Raw genomic sequence first — 17766 nt, 5'->3', positions numbered from 1 at the left:
GTTCTGTAGGCCCTCCCCGGAACTTCGGACCCTTTCGTGCTATTCCCTTAAATTGCAATTACTTTCCAATTGGCTCTTTTGACGGCACTCCCGCTTTTCTTGGATATTTCTTCGCGGTCTTCGCAATCTTCTCAATGACAACCAGGGACCGGTCCGCATCTGCTCCGGTCAGTTCGAAACGGATCACATCCGCGATACTGCCGCCCAGACTCTCGATTGCTTTCGTTCCCTGCTCCAGTTCCTCATCAATTTTCCCTGACTTATATGGGATAAACGCACCACCAACTTTTACAAACGGCAGACAGTATTCAGAAAGTGTTGCGGCATTAGCCACGGCACGAGAAACGCAGTAATCATACTGCTCCCGGTATTTTGCATCACGTCCAAAGTCCTCTGCCCTTCCATGAATCGTCTCCACATTCTGGAGCCCCAGCTGGCTGATTACCTCATTCAAGAATTTGATTCGCTTATTCAGAGAATCCAGCAGTGTGATTTTCAGATTTGGAAATGCAATCTTCAACGGAATTCCCGGAAAACCGGCACCGGTTCCCACATCGATGCCAGATACCTTCCGTCCATCCTGAAGAGGCACCGCCTTAACCAGAGCCAGACTGTCGATAAAATGCTTGCTCACCACTTCCTCCAACTCTGTAATTCCGGTCAGGTTCATAATCTTGTTCCATTCTACCAATAACTTGTAATAGCGATAAAACTGCTCCAATTGCTGCTCTGAGAGAGCAATCCCCAGCTCCCGTGTCCCATCTGTCATCTTATCCACAAAAATCTGTTCCATAATCCCTCCTGTGTGGAATTTTCAAATTAAAACCGCTCTAATTGTGGCAGTCCGTTTCTTTCATCATTTAGAGTGGCGCATCTGCTCCAAATGTACCAGCAGCACGGAAATATCTGCCGGTGATACGCCGGAAATACGGGATGCCTGCCCAATGGATGCCGGCTTGTACAGATTCAGCTTCTGTACTGCCTCACGCCGCAAACTGTTTACCGTACTGTAATCAAAATCCGGATCCAGCTTCTTTTTCTCCAGCTTCTTAAACTGCGCCACCTGCTGCTGCTGCCGTTTTAAATATCCCTCATACTTAATATTTATGTTAACCTGTTCTGCTGTATCATAAGAAAGCTCCGGCCGTTTCTCATCAATTTCAGTTAACATAAAATAATCCAATTCAGGTCTCCGTACCAGCTCTGCCAGAGTTGCTCCTGTCTTTAATGCGGTACTTTCATGACGCTCCAGGAATGCCTGGATTTTTGGATTTGCACCTACATTGGTTTTTTCCAGACGTTCTACCTCAGCCTGAATGTCTTTTTCCTTCTGAAGCAGCTTTGCATACGTTTCATCATCTACCAGACCGATCTCATGCCCAATTCCGCGTAGTCGCAGATCTGCATTATCCTGACGCAGAAGTAAGCGGTACTCTGCTCTGGAAGTCATCATACGGTAGGGCTCATGATTCTCCTTAGTTACCAGGTCATCAATCAGAACACCGATATAGGCCTGAGATCGATCCAGGATCACCGGTTCCCGTCCCAGTACCTTCATAGCTGCGTTTACGCCTGCCATAAAGCCCTGTACAGCTGCTTCCTCATAACCGGAGCTTCCATTAAACTGACCGCCGCTGAACAGTCCTTCAATTGCCTTAAACTCCAGAGACAGCTTTAACTGCCTTGCGTTGATGCAGTCATACTCGATTGCATACGCATTTCGCACGATCCGCACATGCTCCAGACCCGGAACAGTACGGTACATGGCATACTGCACATCCTCCGGCAGGGAACTGGACATGCCGCCCAGATACATCTCGTTGGTGTAAAGCCCCTCCGGCTCAATGAATACTTGGTGGCGGGTCTTATCCGGGAATTTCACTACCTTATCTTCAATGGACGGACAGTAACGCGGACCGGTTCCCTCAATCGCACCGGAAAACAGCGGAGAACGATCCAGATTATCGCGGATAATCTGATGCGTCTCCTCATTCGTATAGGTCAGCCAGCAGGAAACCTGCTCCTTCTGTACCGATTCCGGATCTGTTGAGAAGGAAAACGGAACCACCCGCTTATCTCCAAACTGCTCTTCCATCTTGGAAAAGTCAATGCTGCGGCGGTCCGCACGGGCCGGAGTTCCGGTCTTGAAACGGAACATTTCGATTCCATTAGCAATCAGGGAATCTGTCAGATGATTGGCCGGCTGCAGACCGTTCGGGCCGGTAGCATTGCTGACATCACCATAAATACAGCGTGCTTTTAAGTAAGTTCCGGTTGCCAGTACCACCGCTTTTGCATGGTACACCGCTCCGGAATATGTCTTTACTCCGGTAATCTTATGATCCTCCACAATGATTTCCGAAACCTCTGCCTGGCGTATGGTCAGATGATCCGTATTCTCCAGCGTATGGCGCATCCGGCGGCTGTAATCCTGCTTATCAGCCTGAGCCCGCAGGGAATGAACTGCAGGTCCCTTTGACTCATTCAGCATCTTAGACTGAATGAAGGTCTTATCAATATTTTTTCCCATCTCGCCGCCCAGGGCATCCAGCTCCCGGACAAGATGCCCCTTAGAGCTTCCTCCGATATTTGGATTGCAGGGCATCAGGGCAATGCTGTCAACACTCACCGTAAATACAATCGTCTCCAGACCCAGTCTTGCGCAGGCAAGTGCTGCCTCACATCCGGCATGACCGGCGCCGACCACTACAACATCATATGATTCTTCTAAATATGGCATAATTATATTCCTTCCAGCTTCTTTCCAATTCCCCTCAACATCTGAATTATTTTCCCATACAGAATTTTCCAAAGATTTCATTGACCAGGTCGTCTTCCACCGCTTCTCCGATGATGGTTCCAAGCTGTTCATAGGCATCCATCAGGTCAATGGTCAGAAAATCCTCCGGCATCTGATTTTCAATGCTCTGTTTCACCATATACAGACTTTTTAATGCATTCTGCAGTGCTGTCTTATGACGCACATTGGTGATCAGGACTTCATCATTAAAATCGATACTTCCCTCATAAAAAAGATTCTGAATCGTTTTTTCCAGTTTGTCAATACCGGTCTCTTCTTTTGCAGAAATGGAAATCACCGTTTTTCCGGTCTTCGCCTGCAAAAGCTCCTCGCTGATCACGGTTTCCAGATCCGTCTTATTTAACAGCACCACAGCCTTCCGGTCACGGATCAGTTCCATGATCTGGGCGTCGTTTTCGTCCAGCTCCCGGGAACCATCTACTACATAAATGATCAGGTCTGCCTCATCTGCTGCCACCTTCGCCCGGTTTACACCAATCTGCTCTACCAGATCCTCGGTCTCCCGGATGCCTGCGGTATCAATGATATTCAGGCTAATGCCGTGCATACGGATATGCTCCTCCAGGGTATCCCGGGTCGTTCCTGCAATATCCGTTACAATGGCACGCTCCTCGCCCAGAAGCACATTCATCAGAGAAGATTTTCCCGCATTCGGCTTACCTAAAATAACCGTGCGGATTCCTTCAGAAACCACTCTTCCGCTGTCTGCGGAACGCACAAGCTTCTCCATCTCCCCTATCATATCATCCAGCTTTCCGGACAGTTCTTCCTCGTATCCATCTAAAGAAATATGCTCCGGATCATCTAACGCCGACTCAATAAATGCGATCTGATACAAGATCCGTTCCCGCAGAGCTTTTACTTTTTTCGATACAGAACCCTTTAACTGGCTCACAGAGCTCTTCACCGCATAATCATTCTGCGCGTTGATCACATCAATCACGGCCTCCGCCTGTGACAGATCAATCCGTCCGTTTAAAAAGGCCCGCTTGGTAAATTCTCCCGGCTCTGCCGGTCTTGCTCCATATTTGATTACTGTCTCCAGTATTTTTTTCATCACCAGGACACCACCATGGCAGTCAATCTCCACAGTGTCTTCCGCTGTGTAACTGTGCGGCCCCCGCATCAGCATCACCAGCACCTCATCGAGCACTTCTTCCCCATCCTGGATCATTCCATAATAAATATGATGGGACGGTGCTGTATTCAAATCAAAATTATCTTTTCTGCTTATAAAAATCCGGTTCACAATAGAAACTGCCTGTTCTCCGCTCACCCGGATGATTCCGATTCCGGAACTGCTCATGGCAGTTGCGATCGCCGCAATGGTATCTGAACTTCTGTCTTTCAGCATATTTTCCTCCGACTCGGCCAGCTTTGGCCAGTCTATCCATAAACTTTAACGAGAAGAAGCAAAAGCGGATGCCAGGTGGTGGTCAAACCACTACCAGACACCCGCCTGCTATTTCTGTATTGTACTCACACAATTGTCTGACTTGCTTTTACCTGCCAGAAATTTTCAACATCTTTACACTTCATTCTGTGCTGCTGCTTCCTTCTTCTCAGCAACAGCCTCTGATTTCGGTCCTCTGTTTTCGGCGTTTCTGTTTCTTCCACGATTATCGCGGCGGGAACCGTAACGCTCCTTTCTTCCTCCTGCAGGAACTTCTTTCTTTAAAGAAATTACAACATGACGGAACGGATCTTCCCCCTCACTCCTGGTCATAACATATTTGTCATTCTGAAGCGCAGAGTGGATGATGCGTCTCTCATACGGATTCATCGGCTCTAAGGATACCGGATGCTTGGTCCGTTTTACCTTATAGGAAATGTTCTTTGCCAGAGTCTCCAGTGTCTCTTTTCTTCTCTCACGGTAATTCTCGGTATCAAGCTTGACTCTTAAGTAACCTTCCGTTTCTTTGTTTACCACAAGGCTTACCAGATACTGTAAGGAATCCAGAGTCTGACCACGCTTTCCGATGAGGATTCCCATGTCGTCACCTTCCATGGAAACCAGGAGTTCCCGGTCACTGGCATTGTAAGCCGTCTCAATAGAAACCTGCATACCCATAGCACCAAATACCTGATTCAGGAATTCTTTCGCAGCTTTTTTCACTGCCTCTTCGTTAATCTTGACTGCTTTTTTCGGAGCTTCTTCCACAGAAAGCTCTTTTTCAGATTCCAAAGCAGTCTTTACGGCCTCTCGCTTCGGTGCCGGCTTCTCAGAAACAGTTGTTTTCGGAGCCGGCGCAGCAGTCTTTACAGCTTCCGCCTTCGGTGCAGCAGCAGCCTTTTTCGCAACTTCTGCTGCAGCGGCCTTTCTGGCCTCTTCGGCTTTCTTCGCTTCTTCTGCCTTTTTCGCTTCAGCAGCTTTTTTCTCTTCCAGCTTCTTTGCCTCTGCCAGTTCCTTCTCCTCTGCCTCGCTCATCACATGGGCGCGGATAATACAGGGTTTCTTACCAAAGATGCCAAGCAGACCTGCGCTCTCCTTCTGTACCACTTCATAATGAAGATGCTCACTGGTCGTCTGCAGTTCAATCAATGCTTTTGTGATTGCCTCGTCCAATGTACTGGCAGAGATTGTAATCTTTCCATCCATGGTGCTACCCCCTTATTTATTATTGTGCTTTTCATTGTATCTGGCTACCATATTTGCCTTGGAGGCCAGACTGCCCGGTTTGGCATCTTTATTATAATAATTGTTGGATGCTTCTACCTGTTTTTTGCTCTTCTCAAGCTTCTCAGCACGTTCCGCTTCTTCCTTCTCCTGAACTGCCTGCATATGTTTTAAGCTTGCAGTTGCATTCTGATTTACTTTCTGCGGCGGAAGACCTTTCTTTGCGCGTTTCTTGTTTGCCTTCTCCACGTTCTTACGGATCAGCTCATCCATATCTACCTTATCCAGGTAAGAATTTACAACAAGCTGCTGCAGTAACTGGAAGGTACTGCTGGCTACCCAGTAGATACCGATTGCTGCCGGGAAGGTAAAGCAGAAAAATACAGACATCAGCGGCATGGTAACGTTCATGCTCTGCATCATCTGAGAGCTCATATCTTCCTCATTATTCTTTTTCGGCTGAGTTGCCATCATCAGCTTTGTGCTGGCATACTGGGTCAGGCCTGCCAGAATCGGGATCAGCCATGCCAGGTTCGGCACAAAGCTTCCGTTAAACGGGTTGGATGCCAGATTGATGCCAAGAAACGTGTTCATTTTCTCAATGGTTGCTGCATTGCCGGAAATCACATCTGCCGCATTTGGGAATGCCTGTGCCAGGTCACTCCACTGGGCAGGATTCAGCTTATAGAGAATATCAACCATCTTATTGGCCAGAGCTTCACCTGTTACACCGGTTAAGTCTCCGACCGGGTTAATGCCTGTTAACGCAATATTGTGGTCAGTTGCAAACTGAAGCAGATTTGCTGCAGCGCCCTCACTCAGGGCAGACGCGGAAGAAGCTCCGGTCAGTGCATAAACCACATTCAAAAAATGTTCCTTTACCGGCATCACGTAAGCCGGGATACAATAGATCACGCGGTACAGTGCAAACAGGATCGGCATCTGGATCACAAGCTGGAGACATCCTCCAGTCATGGATGTGCCGTATTTTTCATAGACAGCTTTCGTCTCCACGTTCATCTTCATCATGGAGTCATTGTCTTTTTTGCCCTTGTACTTTGCCTGAATGGCCTGAAGCTCAGGCTGCATGACAGCCATCAGCTTGGACGCCTTCTGCTGCTTGATCGTCATAGGGAACATCAGTAATTTCACAACCAGGGTAAATAAAATAATTGATAAACCGATGTTAAGCACACCAAAAGAATTGGTGAACGTAACCAGTACATTCAGGATCCATCCCAGAATCTGAGAAATCGGACCCAGAATCGCCCCATGAACCTTCGTTAATACTAAGTAATCCAATGTGCTACCTCCTCATGTGTTACGGAACTGGATCATAACCGCCTTCTGCCCATGGATGACACCGGAGTATCCTCTTCACAGACAACCATAAACCTTTCACCACGCCGTACCTGGTAAGTGCCTCAATGGCGTATTGGGAGCACGTAGGCGTGTAAATACAGTGAGTTCTTACTTTTAACGGGGATAAAAAAATCTGATATCCGCGTATCATTAATATAAGAAGCTTTTTGATCAAACCTGCAATTCTGTTAATCATAGTCTCACTTCGATTCTTTTTTAATGTTATGCAGTCCGCACAGGTGCATAAATGCACGCTCAATCGTCTTATAATCTGAGTCTTTTGCGGCAGCGCGCGCTACCACGATGATGTCTAATCCTTCCTCCAATGTGTCCCTGTTCAGCCGGAAACTCTCCCTCACCAGCCGGGCCAGGTGATGTCTCACCACGCTGTTTCCAACTTTCTTGCTGACTGAGATACCAATCCGGGACTGGGTGTTCTCAGTCTTTCTTACATACATAACCAACTGTCGGTTGGCATAGGATTTCGCAGTCCGGTAAATTGCCTGGAAATCTGAATTTTTCTTAATGCTCGGAAATCGTTTCATCTCTTATTACCATCTTATTATAATACAAAAGGCCACAATTTCTTGTGACCTTGATTCATTAAGCGGATAATTTCGCTCTTCCTTTTGCTCTTCTTGCAGCTAATACTTTTCTTCCACCTGGAGTACTCATTCTAGCTCTGAAGCCATGAACTTTGGATCTCTGTCTGTTCTTCGGCTGGAAAGTCATCTTCATGTTGCGGCACCTCCTTCTTTACATCGCTTATTTGATTGAACACATTACGACTATTTTAATTAAACATCTTCTCAATTATATAGAATTCATGCGGGTTCGTCAAGCCTTTTCTTAAAAAAGAATCCTCGGAAAATCCACAAAAAAACAGGAACCGCGAAACCCTGCCCACATACCAGGTGTTGATATTGTGAATAAGTTATCCACAAGTTGTGGATAAGTCTGTTGATAATTTTCACAAAACAGCTAAGATTTTTCGGTTTTCATTGAAAATCAGCGGTTTATGGTATACAATGTTTCTAGATTGGATACTTTTGCGTATCCACAAACAGCCTCATTTTTTCCACATAAACTGTGGATAGACTGTGACTGGAAAGATACGGATCCGTTCCTATAGATTGATGAAATACAGGAGACTGAAAGAATGTTAGAAACACTGAAAGAAAAATGGAATGATATACTGAACTATTTAAAAGAAGAATATGACATCTCCGATGTCTCCTTTGACACCTGGCTTCTTCCTCTGGAAGTTTATGCCCTGGAACAGCCGGGAAATATCGTAAAGATCATTGTTCCGGATGCCAATTTTCTCGGATATATTAAGAAGAAATACAGCACCATGCTCATGGTATCCATTGCGGAAGTTACCGGCATCAAATGCGACTCCGTCCAGTTCCTTGTAGAAGAAGACATTGTTCCTGAGCCGGCTGCAGCAAACCAGCTCATCCAAAACACAGCCTCTGCAGTCAGTCCGGCCACCTTGCAGAATGCCAATTTAAATCCGAAGTACACCTTCGATACCTTCGTGGTCGGCGCAAATAACAACCTGGCACACGCTGCATCCCTGGCCGTTGCCGAGTCTCCGGGGGAAATTTATAACCCTCTTTTTATTTACGGAGGCGTAGGTCTGGGAAAAACACATCTGATGCACTCCATTGCAAACTTCATCCTCAAGAATAACCCAAAGGCCAAGATCCTTTACGTAACTTCTGAGAAGTTTACCAACGAGCTGATTGATGCGATCCGTAATAAAAACAACATTTCCACCACGGAATTCCGTGAGAAATACCGCAATAACGATGTGCTTCTAATCGATGATATCCAGTTCATCATCGGCAAGGAAAGTACCCAGGAAGAATTTTTCCACACCTTCAATGCACTTCACGAAGCCAAAAAACAGATCATCATTTCGTCCGATAAACCGCCAAAAGAGATTGAAACACTGGAAGAACGGCTGCGCTCCCGTTTCGAATGGGGTCTGACCGTAGATATCCAGTCCCCGGACTACGAAACCCGAATGGCCATCCTCCGCAAAAAAGAGGAAATGGAAGGTTACAATATAGATAACGAAGTAATCAAGTACATTGCCACCAACATCAAGTCCAATATCCGTGAGCTGGAGGGCGCACTCACCAAGATCGTTGCCCTTTCCAAGCTGGAGAAAAACCGTGAAATTGACATTGAACTGGCTGAAAAAGCACTGAAAGACATCATTGCTCCGGGCGACAAACAGGAAGTTACCCCGGAATTCATCATCCAGATCGTTGCCGATCATTTTAACCTGACCCCATTAGACATCATGTCAGCCAAGCGCAGCAAGGAAATCGTTTACCCGCGCCAGATTGTCATGTATCTGTGCCGCACCATGACCGAAACCGGCCTGCAGAATATCGGCAAAGCACTGGGCGGACGCGATCACACTACCATCCTGCATGGTATCAAGACTATCAGTGCAGATTTGGAAAAAAATCCATCACTCCAGAATACCATTGATATCCTGAAGAAAAAAATCAGTCCGCAATAGCATTTGGTTGACATAAAACATGGATTCGCCTGCCTCCTCACTTATTCACATTTTTCTGTGGAAAAGCAGTGGATTTTCTGTGGGCAGACTGTGGATGATTTTCAGGACAATTTACCTCCATTTTTCACATGTGGATAACCTCATGTTCATCCAGAAGATTTCATGGGGTTTTCAACATCCTTATTCACGCCACGAAATCCTTATATTTTATGGACTGGACGGACTTTTACACAAATCCACATCCCCTACTACGATTACGACGGAATTTTATTTTATATATATTTAAAAAGACTCTGAACCGACAGAAAGGAAGTTATCAACATGAAGCTCGAATTCAAGAAAGATGCTCTCTTAAATGGAATTAATATTGTATCCAAAGCGATTCCTTCCAGAACGACCATGTCAATCCTCGAATGTATTCTCATTGATGCCGATGCAGGCGAGATCAAGCTGACCGGAAATGATATGGAACTGGGAATTGAGACAAAAGTAGAAGGTTCTATCCTGGAACGAGGCAAAATTGCGCTGGAAGCAAAGCTTTTTTATGAAATTATTAGAAAATTGCCAGATGGAGATACTCCGGTCACCATTACGTCTGACAATCGTTTCAATACTGTGATCGAATGCGAAAATGCAGTATTCAATATCCAGGGCCGCGATGGTGAGGAATTTTCTTATCTTCCTTACATCGAACGGGACCAGCACATCAGTCTGACACAGTTTACCTTGAAAGAAGCAATTCGTCAGACTATTTTTTCCATATCCCCGAATGACAGCAATAAGATGATGGCGGGCGAACTTCTGGAAGTAAAAGATGATTTTCTCAAGGTGGTTTCCCTGGACGGACACCGGATCTCCATCCGCAACATCCAGCTCAAGGAACACTACGATAACCATAAGGTTATAGTACCGGGCAAAACCCTCTCCGAGATCAGTAAGATCCTGACTGGAGACAACGAGAAAGAAGTCCTTATTTATTTCAGCAAAAATCACATTCTATTTGAATTCGATGATACGGTTGTGGTTTCCCGCCTGATCGATGGTGAGTATTTTAAAATCGACCATATGCTTTCCAGTGATTATGAGACCCGCGTAAAGTTAAACAAGCGTGACTTCATGGACAATATTGACCGTGCCATGATCCTGATCCGCGACAGTGACCGCAAGCCGATCATCATGAATGTGGAAGACAGCAATGTGAACATGAGGGTGAAGTCTGCGTTTGGTTCCATGAATGCCAATGTGCCGGCTCACAAATCCGGCAAGGACATCATGATTGCTTTCAACCCGAAATTTTTACTGGATGCGCTGCGTGTCATCGACGATGAGGATGTGGAGCTTTACATGATGAATCCGAAGTCCCCGTGCTTTATCAAGGATGAAGAGGGAAGCTATATCTATCTGATTCTGCCTGTAAACTTTATCAACGAGGCATAATACGGCGTTTAGAAAGGAAAATTATGGAAACCATTAAATTAAGAGACGAGTATATTAAACTGGGTCAGGCATTAAAGGCAGCCGGTTTATGTGAATCCGGCGTAGATGCCAAGTATGCGATTGAGGACGGGCTGGTTAAGGTAAACGGCAATGTAGAGTATCAGCGGGGCAAAAAACTTCGTGATGGTGATGAAGTAACCTTCCAGGGAGAGACTATCCGGATTACATTATGATCATAGAGTCCATTGAGCTTCAGAATTACCGGAATTACGACAAACTACATATGGAATTTTCCCCGGGGACCAATATTCTTTACGGGAATAATGCCCAGGGAAAGACGAACATTCTGGAGGCTGTCTATGTCTGCTGCACGACCAAGTCTCATCGCGGCAGCAAAGACAGGGAGATGATCCGTTTCCAGAACGATGAATCCCACATCAAGCTGACTGTGCGCAAGCGCGATGTTCCGTACCGCATTGACATGCATTTGAAGAAAAATAAAGCCAAGGGCGTGGCCATTAACGGAATTCCGATCCGCAGGGCCAGTGAGCTGTTTGGTATTGTAAATGTGGTATTCTTTTCGCCGGAGGACTTAAATCTCATTAAAAACGGTCCGGCAGAGCGACGTAAATTCATTGATCTGGAACTTTGCCAGTTAAACAAGCTGTATGTTCATTCCCTGGTGTCCTACAACCGGGTCCTGCTGCAGCGCAACAAGCTTCTCAAAGAGCTGTTCTTCCATCCGGAATACGAGGAAACACTGGATGTGTGGGATATGCAGCTGGTACAGTACGGAAAAGAGGTAATCCGGTTCCGGGAAGAATTTATCGGACAGCTCAATGAGATGATCTGTGAGATCCACCGGAAACTGTCCGGTGGAAAAGAAACTTTAAAGATTGTGTATGATCCCAATTCCGGGGCAGAGGAACTGGAGGCAGGGCTTGCGAGAAGCCGCAGCCAGGATGTGAAACAGAAAACCACCCTTATTGGCCCACACCGGGATGACATCGGATTTTATATCGGGGATATTGACATCCGAAGATTTGGTTCCCAGGGACAGCAGCGTACCGCAGCTCTTTCCTTAAAGCTTGCAGAGATTGAACTGGTTAAAAAACTGGTGCGCGATTATCCGATCCTGCTTCTGGATGATGTGCTTTCGGAGCTGGACGGGGAGCGGCAGAACCATCTTCTGTCCGCCATTGACCATATCCAGACCATGATCACCTGTACGGGGCTGGAAGATTTTGTAAACAACCGTTTTCAGATGGATAAGCTGTTTCACGTTGTAAACGGAACGGTGACCGGCGAAAACTGACGATATATTTTTTGACTAGGAGGAAATAACATGAGTGCAGAATACGGAGCAGACCAGATTCAGATTCTGGAAGGGCTGGAAGCAGTCCGGAAGAGACCTGGTATGTACATTGGCAGCACTTCGTCCAGGGGCCTGCATCACCTGGTTTATGAGATTGTAGATAATGCGGTAGATGAAGCACTGGCTGGCTACTGTGACCGGATTGACGTCACCATTAATGAGGACAATTCCATCACGGTACTGGATGACGGACGCGGCATTCCGGTCGGCATTCAGAAGAAAGCTGGTATTCCAGCGGTAGAGGTTGTATTTACCATCCTGCATGCCGGTGGTAAGTTTGGTGGTGGGGGATACAAGGTATCCGGCGGTCTGCACGGCGTGGGAGCTTCTGTTGTAAATGCTCTTTCTACCTGGCTGGAGGTCCGCGTTTATCAGGATGGCAAGATTTATCAGCAGCGTTATGAACGGGGCAAGGTTATGTACCCGTTAAAGGTCATTGGTGAGTGCCCTGCAGACAAGCATGGTACCGAGGTTCATTTTCTGCCGGATCCGGAGATCTTTGAGGAAACGGTCTATGATTTTGAAATACTTCGTATCCGTCTCCAGGAGACTGCGTTCTTAACCAAGGCTTTAAAGATCACCCTGAAGGATGAGCGCGAGGAGAAAAAAGAAAAGGTATTCCACTATGAGGGCGGTATTCAGGAGTTTGTCACCTACTTAAACAAGGGCAAGGCAGCTCTTTACAACAATGTCATTTATTGTGAGGGAACCCGCGATGGTGTGTTCGTTGAGGTTGCCATGCAGCACAATGATTCTTATACGGAAAATATTTATACCTTCGTCAATAATGTAAACACGCCGGAGGGTGGTACTCATCTGGCAGGACTGAAAAATGCCCTGACTAAGACCATCAATGACTATGCCCGCAAAAACAAGCTGTTAAAGGACAGTGAGCCGAACTTAAGCGGTGAGGATATCCGAGAGGGCTTGACTGCGATTGTCAGCATCAAAATCGAGGAGCCGCAGTTTGAAGGGCAGACCAAGCAGAAGCTTGGCAACAGTGAGGCAATGGGGGCGGTAAACAGCATCGTCAGCGAGCAGCTTACCTACTTCCTGGAGCAGAATCCGGCAGCAGCCAAGACCATCTGCGAGAAATCTGTTCTGGCACAGCGTGCCCGCGCGGCAGCAAGAAAGGCCCGCGATTTAACCAGAAGAAAAACTGCTTTAGAGGGCATGGCACTTCCGGGAAAACTGGCAGACTGTTCTAATAAAGATCCGGAAAAATGTGAGATTTTCATCGTAGAGGGAGATTCTGCAGGCGGTTCTGCAAAGACGGCCCGCTCCCGGGATACCCAGGCAATCCTGCCGCTTCGCGGTAAGATCTTAAACGTAGAGAAGGCCAGACTGGACAAAATTTATGCCAATGCAGAGATCAAAGCTATGATTACTGCGTTCGGTACCGGAATCCACGATGATTTTGATATTTCCAAGCTGCGCTACCACAAGATCATCATCATGACCGATGCGGACGTGGATGGTGCACATATCAGCACGCTGATGCTGACCTTCTTATACCGCTTTATGCCGGAACTGATAAAGCAGGGACATGTATACCTGGCACAGCCGCCGTTATACAAGCTGGAGAAGAACAAGAAGATCTGGTATGCCTACAGCGATGAAGAACTGGCTCAGATCATCAAGGAAGTCGGCCGTGACAATAACAATAAGATTCAGCGATACAAAGGTCTTGGTGAGATGGACGCAGAGCAGCTCTGGGAGACCACCATGGATCCGGAGCGCCGTATTCTTCTGCGCGTGAACATGGATGACGATGTGGCATCCGAGCTGGATCTGACTTTCACCACTCTGATGGGAGATCAGGTTGAGCCGCGCCGTGAATTTATCGAGGCTAACGCCAAATATGTACAGAACCTGGATATCTGATCTGTCTGATCGGAACATTACAGGAATGCTGCAGGGAAGCTGCTTAGCATGCGGTTTCTGATGGAATGAGACAACAAGGAGAACAATATGGAACCAAATATTTTTGATAAAGTTCATGATATAGACTTAAAATCCACCATGGAGAAGTCTTATATCGATTATGCCATGAGCGTTATCGCTGCCCGGGCCCTGCCGGATGTGCGGGATGGTTTAAAGCCGGTACAGCGCCGAGTGCTTTACTCCATGATCGAGCTGAACAACGGACCGGATAAGCCTCACAGAAAATGCGCACGTATCGTCGGCGATACCATGGGTAAATATCATCCGCATGGTGACAGCTCTATCTATGGAGCTCTTGTAAATATGGCGCAGGAGTGGTCTACCCGTTACCCGCTGGTAGATGGTCATGGAAACTTTGGTTCCGTGGACGGTGACGGTGCTGCAGCCATGCGATATACTGAGGCACGCTTAAGCAAGATATCCATGGAGATGCTGGCGGATATCGGAAAAGATACCGTAGACTTTGTACCGAACTTTGATGAGACTGAGAAAGAACCGGTTGTTCTTCCGTCCAGATACCCGAATCTTCTGGTAAACGGTACCACCGGTATTGCAGTCGGCATGGCCACCAATATTCCGCCGCACAATCTGCGGGAGGTTATTGGTGCTGTAGTCAAGCTGATTGATAACCGCATTGAGGAAGACCGCGATACTACTCTGGAAGAGATTCTGGAAATCGTAAAAGGACCGGATTTCCCGACCGGTGCTACCATTCTTGGCAAAGCCGGTATTGAGGAAGCATACCGCACCGGCCGCGGCAAGATCCGTGTACGTGCGGTATCTGACATTGAGACCCTGCCAAATGGCAAGAGCCGCATTGTGGTAACTGAGCTTCCGTATCTGGTAAATAAAGCAAGGCTGATCGAGAAGATCGCAGAGCTGGTAAAAGAGAAAAGAGTGGACGGAATCACCGATCTGCGTGACGAGTCTGACCGCCAGGGGATGCGCATTGTCATTGAGCTGCGCCGTGATGTGAATGCCAATGTCATCTTAAACCAGTTATTAAAGCACACCCAGCTTCAGGACACCTTTGGTGTTATCATGCTGGCACTGGTGAATAATGAGCCGAAGGTCTTAAATCTTCTGGAGATGCTGAATTACTACTTAAAGCATCAGGAAGATGTAGTGACCCGCCGGACCAGATATGATTTAAACAAAGCAGAGGAGCGCGCTCATATTTTACAGGGCTTGCTGATTGCGCTAGATCATATTGATGAGGTTATCCGCATCATCCGCGGTTCAGAGAACGTTCAGATTGCAAAGCAGCAGTTGATGGAGCGCTTTGGCTTAAGCGATGCCCAGTCCCAGGCAATCGTAGATATGCGTCTGCGTGCTCTGACCGGTCTGGAACGTGAGAAGTTGGAGAATGAATACAAAGAGTTAATGGCAAAGATCGAGGAGTTAAAAGCGATCCTTGCAGATGAGAAAAAGCTGCTGGGTGTGATCCGCGAAGAGATTCTGATCATTTCTGATAAATATGGTGATGACCGTAAGACCGCCATTGGTTTTGATGAGTTCGACATGTCCATGGAAGATCTGATCCCGAATGAGAATACGATTGTGGCTATGACCAAGCTTGGCTATATCAAACGTATGAGCGTGGACAATTTTAAAAACCAGAACCGAGGCGGTAAGGGAATCAAGGGCATGCAGACCATCGATGAGGATTATATTGAGGATCTGCTGTTGACCAAGACCCACAATTACATTATGTTCTTTACTAACAAGGGCCGTGTATACCGCCTGAAGGCTTATGCGATCCCGGAGGGCAGCCGTACAGCCCGCGGAACCGCCATCATCAATCTCCTGCAGCTGCAGCCGGAGGAGAAGATCACGGCGATCATTCCGGTGAAGGAATACCATGAGACTGACTATCTGTTCATGGCTACACGTGGTGGTATGGTGAAGAAAACTCCGGTGAAGGAGTATGAGAACGTCCGCAAGAACGGCCTGCAGGCTATTGTCCTGAAGGAACAGGATGAGCTGATCGAAGTAAAAGCAACCGACAATACCAAGGATATTTTCCTGATCACGAAGAAGGGGCAGTGCATCCGGTTCCATGAGACAGATGTACGTGTGACAGGACGTGTTTCTATGGGCGTGATCGGAATGAAGTTAAATGAAGGGGATGAAGTAGTCGGCATGCAGATGGATACCCAGGGTGAGAAGCTTCTGATCGTATCCGAGAATGGCATGGGCAAGCGCACCCCGATTGAGGAGTTCACCGCCCAGAATCGCGGCGGTAAAGGCGTGCTCTGTTATAAGATCACCGAGAAGACCGGAGATATTGTAGGAGCAAAACTCGTACACGACGACCATGATATTATGATGATCACCAATGAGGGCGTTGTGATCCGGATTTCCGTAGAAGATATCTCTGTCATTGGCAGAAATACCTCCGGTGTGAAGCTGATGAACATTGACCAGGATTCCGATATCCGCGTGGCAAGCATTGCAAAGGTACGCGATGATGGAGAAAAGTCCGAGGGAGATGGTATTGAGGAGCTGGAGCTTTCTGAGGAGCATCAGAAAGAAAACGGAGAACAAAATAAGCAGTAATTCATAAAAACAATGAAGAGGACATGCTGCCGGCTGTATTTTTGCAGCTGGTGTCATGTCCTTTTTCATGCTTTGTATTGAGGCAAATCATTTTCTTTCGGACGATATGGCAGCACGCATGAAGAAAGCGGTGGACGAAGAGGAATCTCCTCTCGGAAAACAGATATTGACCCAGCTGCAGGAAAACCTGCAGATTGCCGGAGATGATATGATTCCAATCTGCCAGGACACCGGCATGGCAGTGGTGTTCATTAAGCTTCCAATCGAGATGGACCGGATCGTAATGTCATCTATTATATGGAACCATCTCCGGCAAGGGAAGGAAGACCAATCGGTTCTGCAGGTCCGACTACTGCCAGCCGCATAGATAAGTATGCCCCAAATCTGATCGATCTTGGTCTTGGTGCCATGATTGGAAAAGGAAAACGCAGTCAGGCAGTCATTGATGCAGTAGTCAGAAACGGCTGTGTGTACTTTGCGGCAGTAGGAGGAGCAGGCGCACTGCTTTCCAAGCGCATCCTCTCATCAGAGGTTGTTGCCTACGATGATCTTGGTACAGAGGCAATCCGTAAGCTTCAGGTCACGGATTTTCCTGTGATCGTTGTGATCGATTCAGAAGGGAATAACCTTTATGAAACCGCAATTCGGGAATATGAAAAAAAAGTTTAAAAATGTGGTTGACAAAGTAATACTCATACTATATAATAGGCTATGCGTCTGAAAATGCAAGTGGACAGCGCAAAATCATATGGAATCATGAATTCGGAGAAATACTCAAGAGGCCGAAGAGGCGCCCCTGCTAAGGGTGTAGGTCGGGCAACCGGCGCGAGGGTTCAAATCCCTCTTTCTCCGCTCAATTCCAGATGATTCTTTTTTTCTCTTTAAGACAAAAGGTCTGAAAAGAAATTAAAAAAGTTGTTGACAAACGCGTGAACATCTGGTAAGATATAACACGCTGCTGAAAACAGCAAAACGAATCTGAAAAGATTCAAAAAGAAATTTAAAAAAGTTGTTGACAAAGCGAAAGCAATGTGATAGAATATTGAACGTTGACGCTGAGAACAGCAACAACATGAACCTTGAAAATGAAAGATTGAACAGTGTTTAAAACC

The 17766-nt window shown here is 46.8% G+C and carries 14 protein-coding genes, 1 tRNA gene and 2 pseudogenes; 9 read left to right on the top strand and 8 right to left on the bottom strand.

The features are described from left to right. Positions 1-58 precede the first annotated feature (58 nt). From rsmG to rpmH, 8 genes are all read right to left on the bottom strand, one after another. Positions 59-793, bottom strand: a complete 735-nt coding sequence (rsmG, locus tag DW819_RS15160) for a 16S rRNA (guanine(527)-N(7))-methyltransferase RsmG (RefSeq protein ID WP_118733954.1) — start codon at positions 791-793, stop codon at positions 59-61. Between the two features lie 63 nt (positions 794-856). After that, positions 857-2740, bottom strand: coding sequence for a tRNA uridine-5-carboxymethylaminomethyl(34) synthesis enzyme MnmG (gene mnmG / locus DW819_RS15155; RefSeq protein WP_243025910.1), 1884 nt, complete (start codon positions 2738-2740; stop codon positions 857-859). Positions 2741-2786: 46 nt separating this feature from the next. Continuing rightward, a complete protein-coding gene (mnmE, locus tag DW819_RS15150; RefSeq protein ID WP_118733952.1) occupies positions 2787-4175 on the bottom strand; it encodes a tRNA uridine-5-carboxymethylaminomethyl(34) synthesis GTPase MnmE in 1389 nt (462 codons plus the stop codon). A 174-nt stretch (positions 4176-4349) separates the two neighbouring features. Further along, positions 4350-5420: an RNA-binding cell elongation regulator Jag/EloR gene (gene jag, locus DW819_RS15145; RefSeq protein ID WP_118733951.1), complete on the bottom strand. Its 1071-nt coding sequence runs from the start codon at positions 5418-5420 to the stop codon at positions 4350-4352. Between the two features lie 12 nt (positions 5421-5432). Continuing rightward, a complete protein-coding gene (locus tag DW819_RS15140) occupies positions 5433-6740 on the bottom strand; it encodes a YidC/Oxa1 family membrane protein insertase (protein ID WP_118733950.1) in 1308 nt (435 codons plus the stop codon). A 19-nt stretch (positions 6741-6759) separates the two neighbouring features. Continuing rightward, entirely contained in the window at positions 6760-6975 is a 216-nt protein-coding gene (gene yidD, locus DW819_RS15135; RefSeq protein WP_347560216.1) for a membrane protein insertion efficiency factor YidD, read from the bottom strand. Positions 6976-7000: 25 nt separating this feature from the next. Then, complete coding sequence (gene rnpA / locus DW819_RS15130) at positions 7001-7345, bottom strand: ribonuclease P protein component (protein WP_118733948.1); 345 nt, start codon at positions 7343-7345, stop codon at positions 7001-7003. Positions 7346-7403: 58 nt separating this feature from the next. After that, positions 7404-7538, bottom strand: a complete 135-nt coding sequence (gene rpmH, locus DW819_RS15125) for a 50S ribosomal protein L34 (protein WP_118532075.1) — start codon at positions 7536-7538, stop codon at positions 7404-7406. Positions 7539-7959: 421 nt separating this feature from the next. Between rpmH and dnaA the strand changes: the two genes are divergently transcribed. The 9 genes and pseudogenes from dnaA to DW819_RS15080 all read left to right on the top strand — a co-directional run bounded on the left by dnaA (position 7960) and on the right by DW819_RS15080 (position 17506). Then, the gene (dnaA, locus tag DW819_RS15120; protein WP_118733947.1) at positions 7960-9339 is read left to right on the top strand and encodes a chromosomal replication initiator protein DnaA; all 1380 of its coding nucleotides are present in this window, start codon (positions 7960-7962) and stop codon (positions 9337-9339) included. Between the two features lie 321 nt (positions 9340-9660). Further along, positions 9661-10776 carry a DNA polymerase III subunit beta gene (gene dnaN / locus DW819_RS15115; RefSeq protein WP_118733946.1) on the top strand — a complete coding sequence of 372 codons (1116 nt, stop codon included), beginning with the start codon at positions 9661-9663 and terminating at the stop codon, positions 10774-10776. A 23-nt stretch (positions 10777-10799) separates the two neighbouring features. After that, entirely contained in the window at positions 10800-11009 is a 210-nt protein-coding gene (locus DW819_RS15110) for an RNA-binding S4 domain-containing protein (protein WP_118532081.1), read from the top strand. Next, the gene (recF, locus tag DW819_RS15105) at positions 11006-12091 is read left to right on the top strand and encodes a DNA replication/repair protein RecF (RefSeq protein WP_118733945.1); all 1086 of its coding nucleotides are present in this window, start codon (positions 11006-11008) and stop codon (positions 12089-12091) included. The genes DW819_RS15110 and recF overlap by 4 nt, the downstream gene beginning before the upstream one ends. A 30-nt stretch (positions 12092-12121) precedes the next feature. Next, positions 12122-14035: a DNA topoisomerase (ATP-hydrolyzing) subunit B gene (gene gyrB, locus DW819_RS15100; RefSeq protein WP_118733944.1), complete on the top strand. Its 1914-nt coding sequence runs from the start codon at positions 12122-12124 to the stop codon at positions 14033-14035. Between the two features lie 87 nt (positions 14036-14122). Then, positions 14123-16654 (top strand): DNA gyrase subunit A, encoded by a 2532-nt coding sequence (gyrA, locus tag DW819_RS15095; protein ID WP_118733943.1) that lies wholly within the window; start codon positions 14123-14125, stop codon positions 16652-16654. 55 nt (positions 16655-16709) lie between these two features. Beyond that, a pseudogene (locus DW819_RS15090) lies at positions 16710-16913 on the top strand (fumarate hydratase); the annotation flags it as partial. 23 nt (positions 16914-16936) lie between these two features. Beyond that, a pseudogene (locus DW819_RS15085) lies at positions 16937-17323 on the top strand (fumarate hydratase C-terminal domain-containing protein); the annotation flags it as partial. A gap of 95 nt (positions 17324-17418) precedes the next feature. Then, a tRNA-Ser gene (locus DW819_RS15080) sits at positions 17419-17506 on the top strand. Positions 17507-17766: the final 260 nt, after the last annotated feature.

It is taken from the genome of Clostridium sp. AM33-3, assembly GCF_003480315.1.
In the GTDB taxonomy this organism is placed as follows: domain Bacteria; phylum Bacillota; class Clostridia; order Lachnospirales; family Lachnospiraceae; genus Brotaphodocola.
This window is presented reverse-complemented; position numbering and strand designations above follow the sequence as displayed.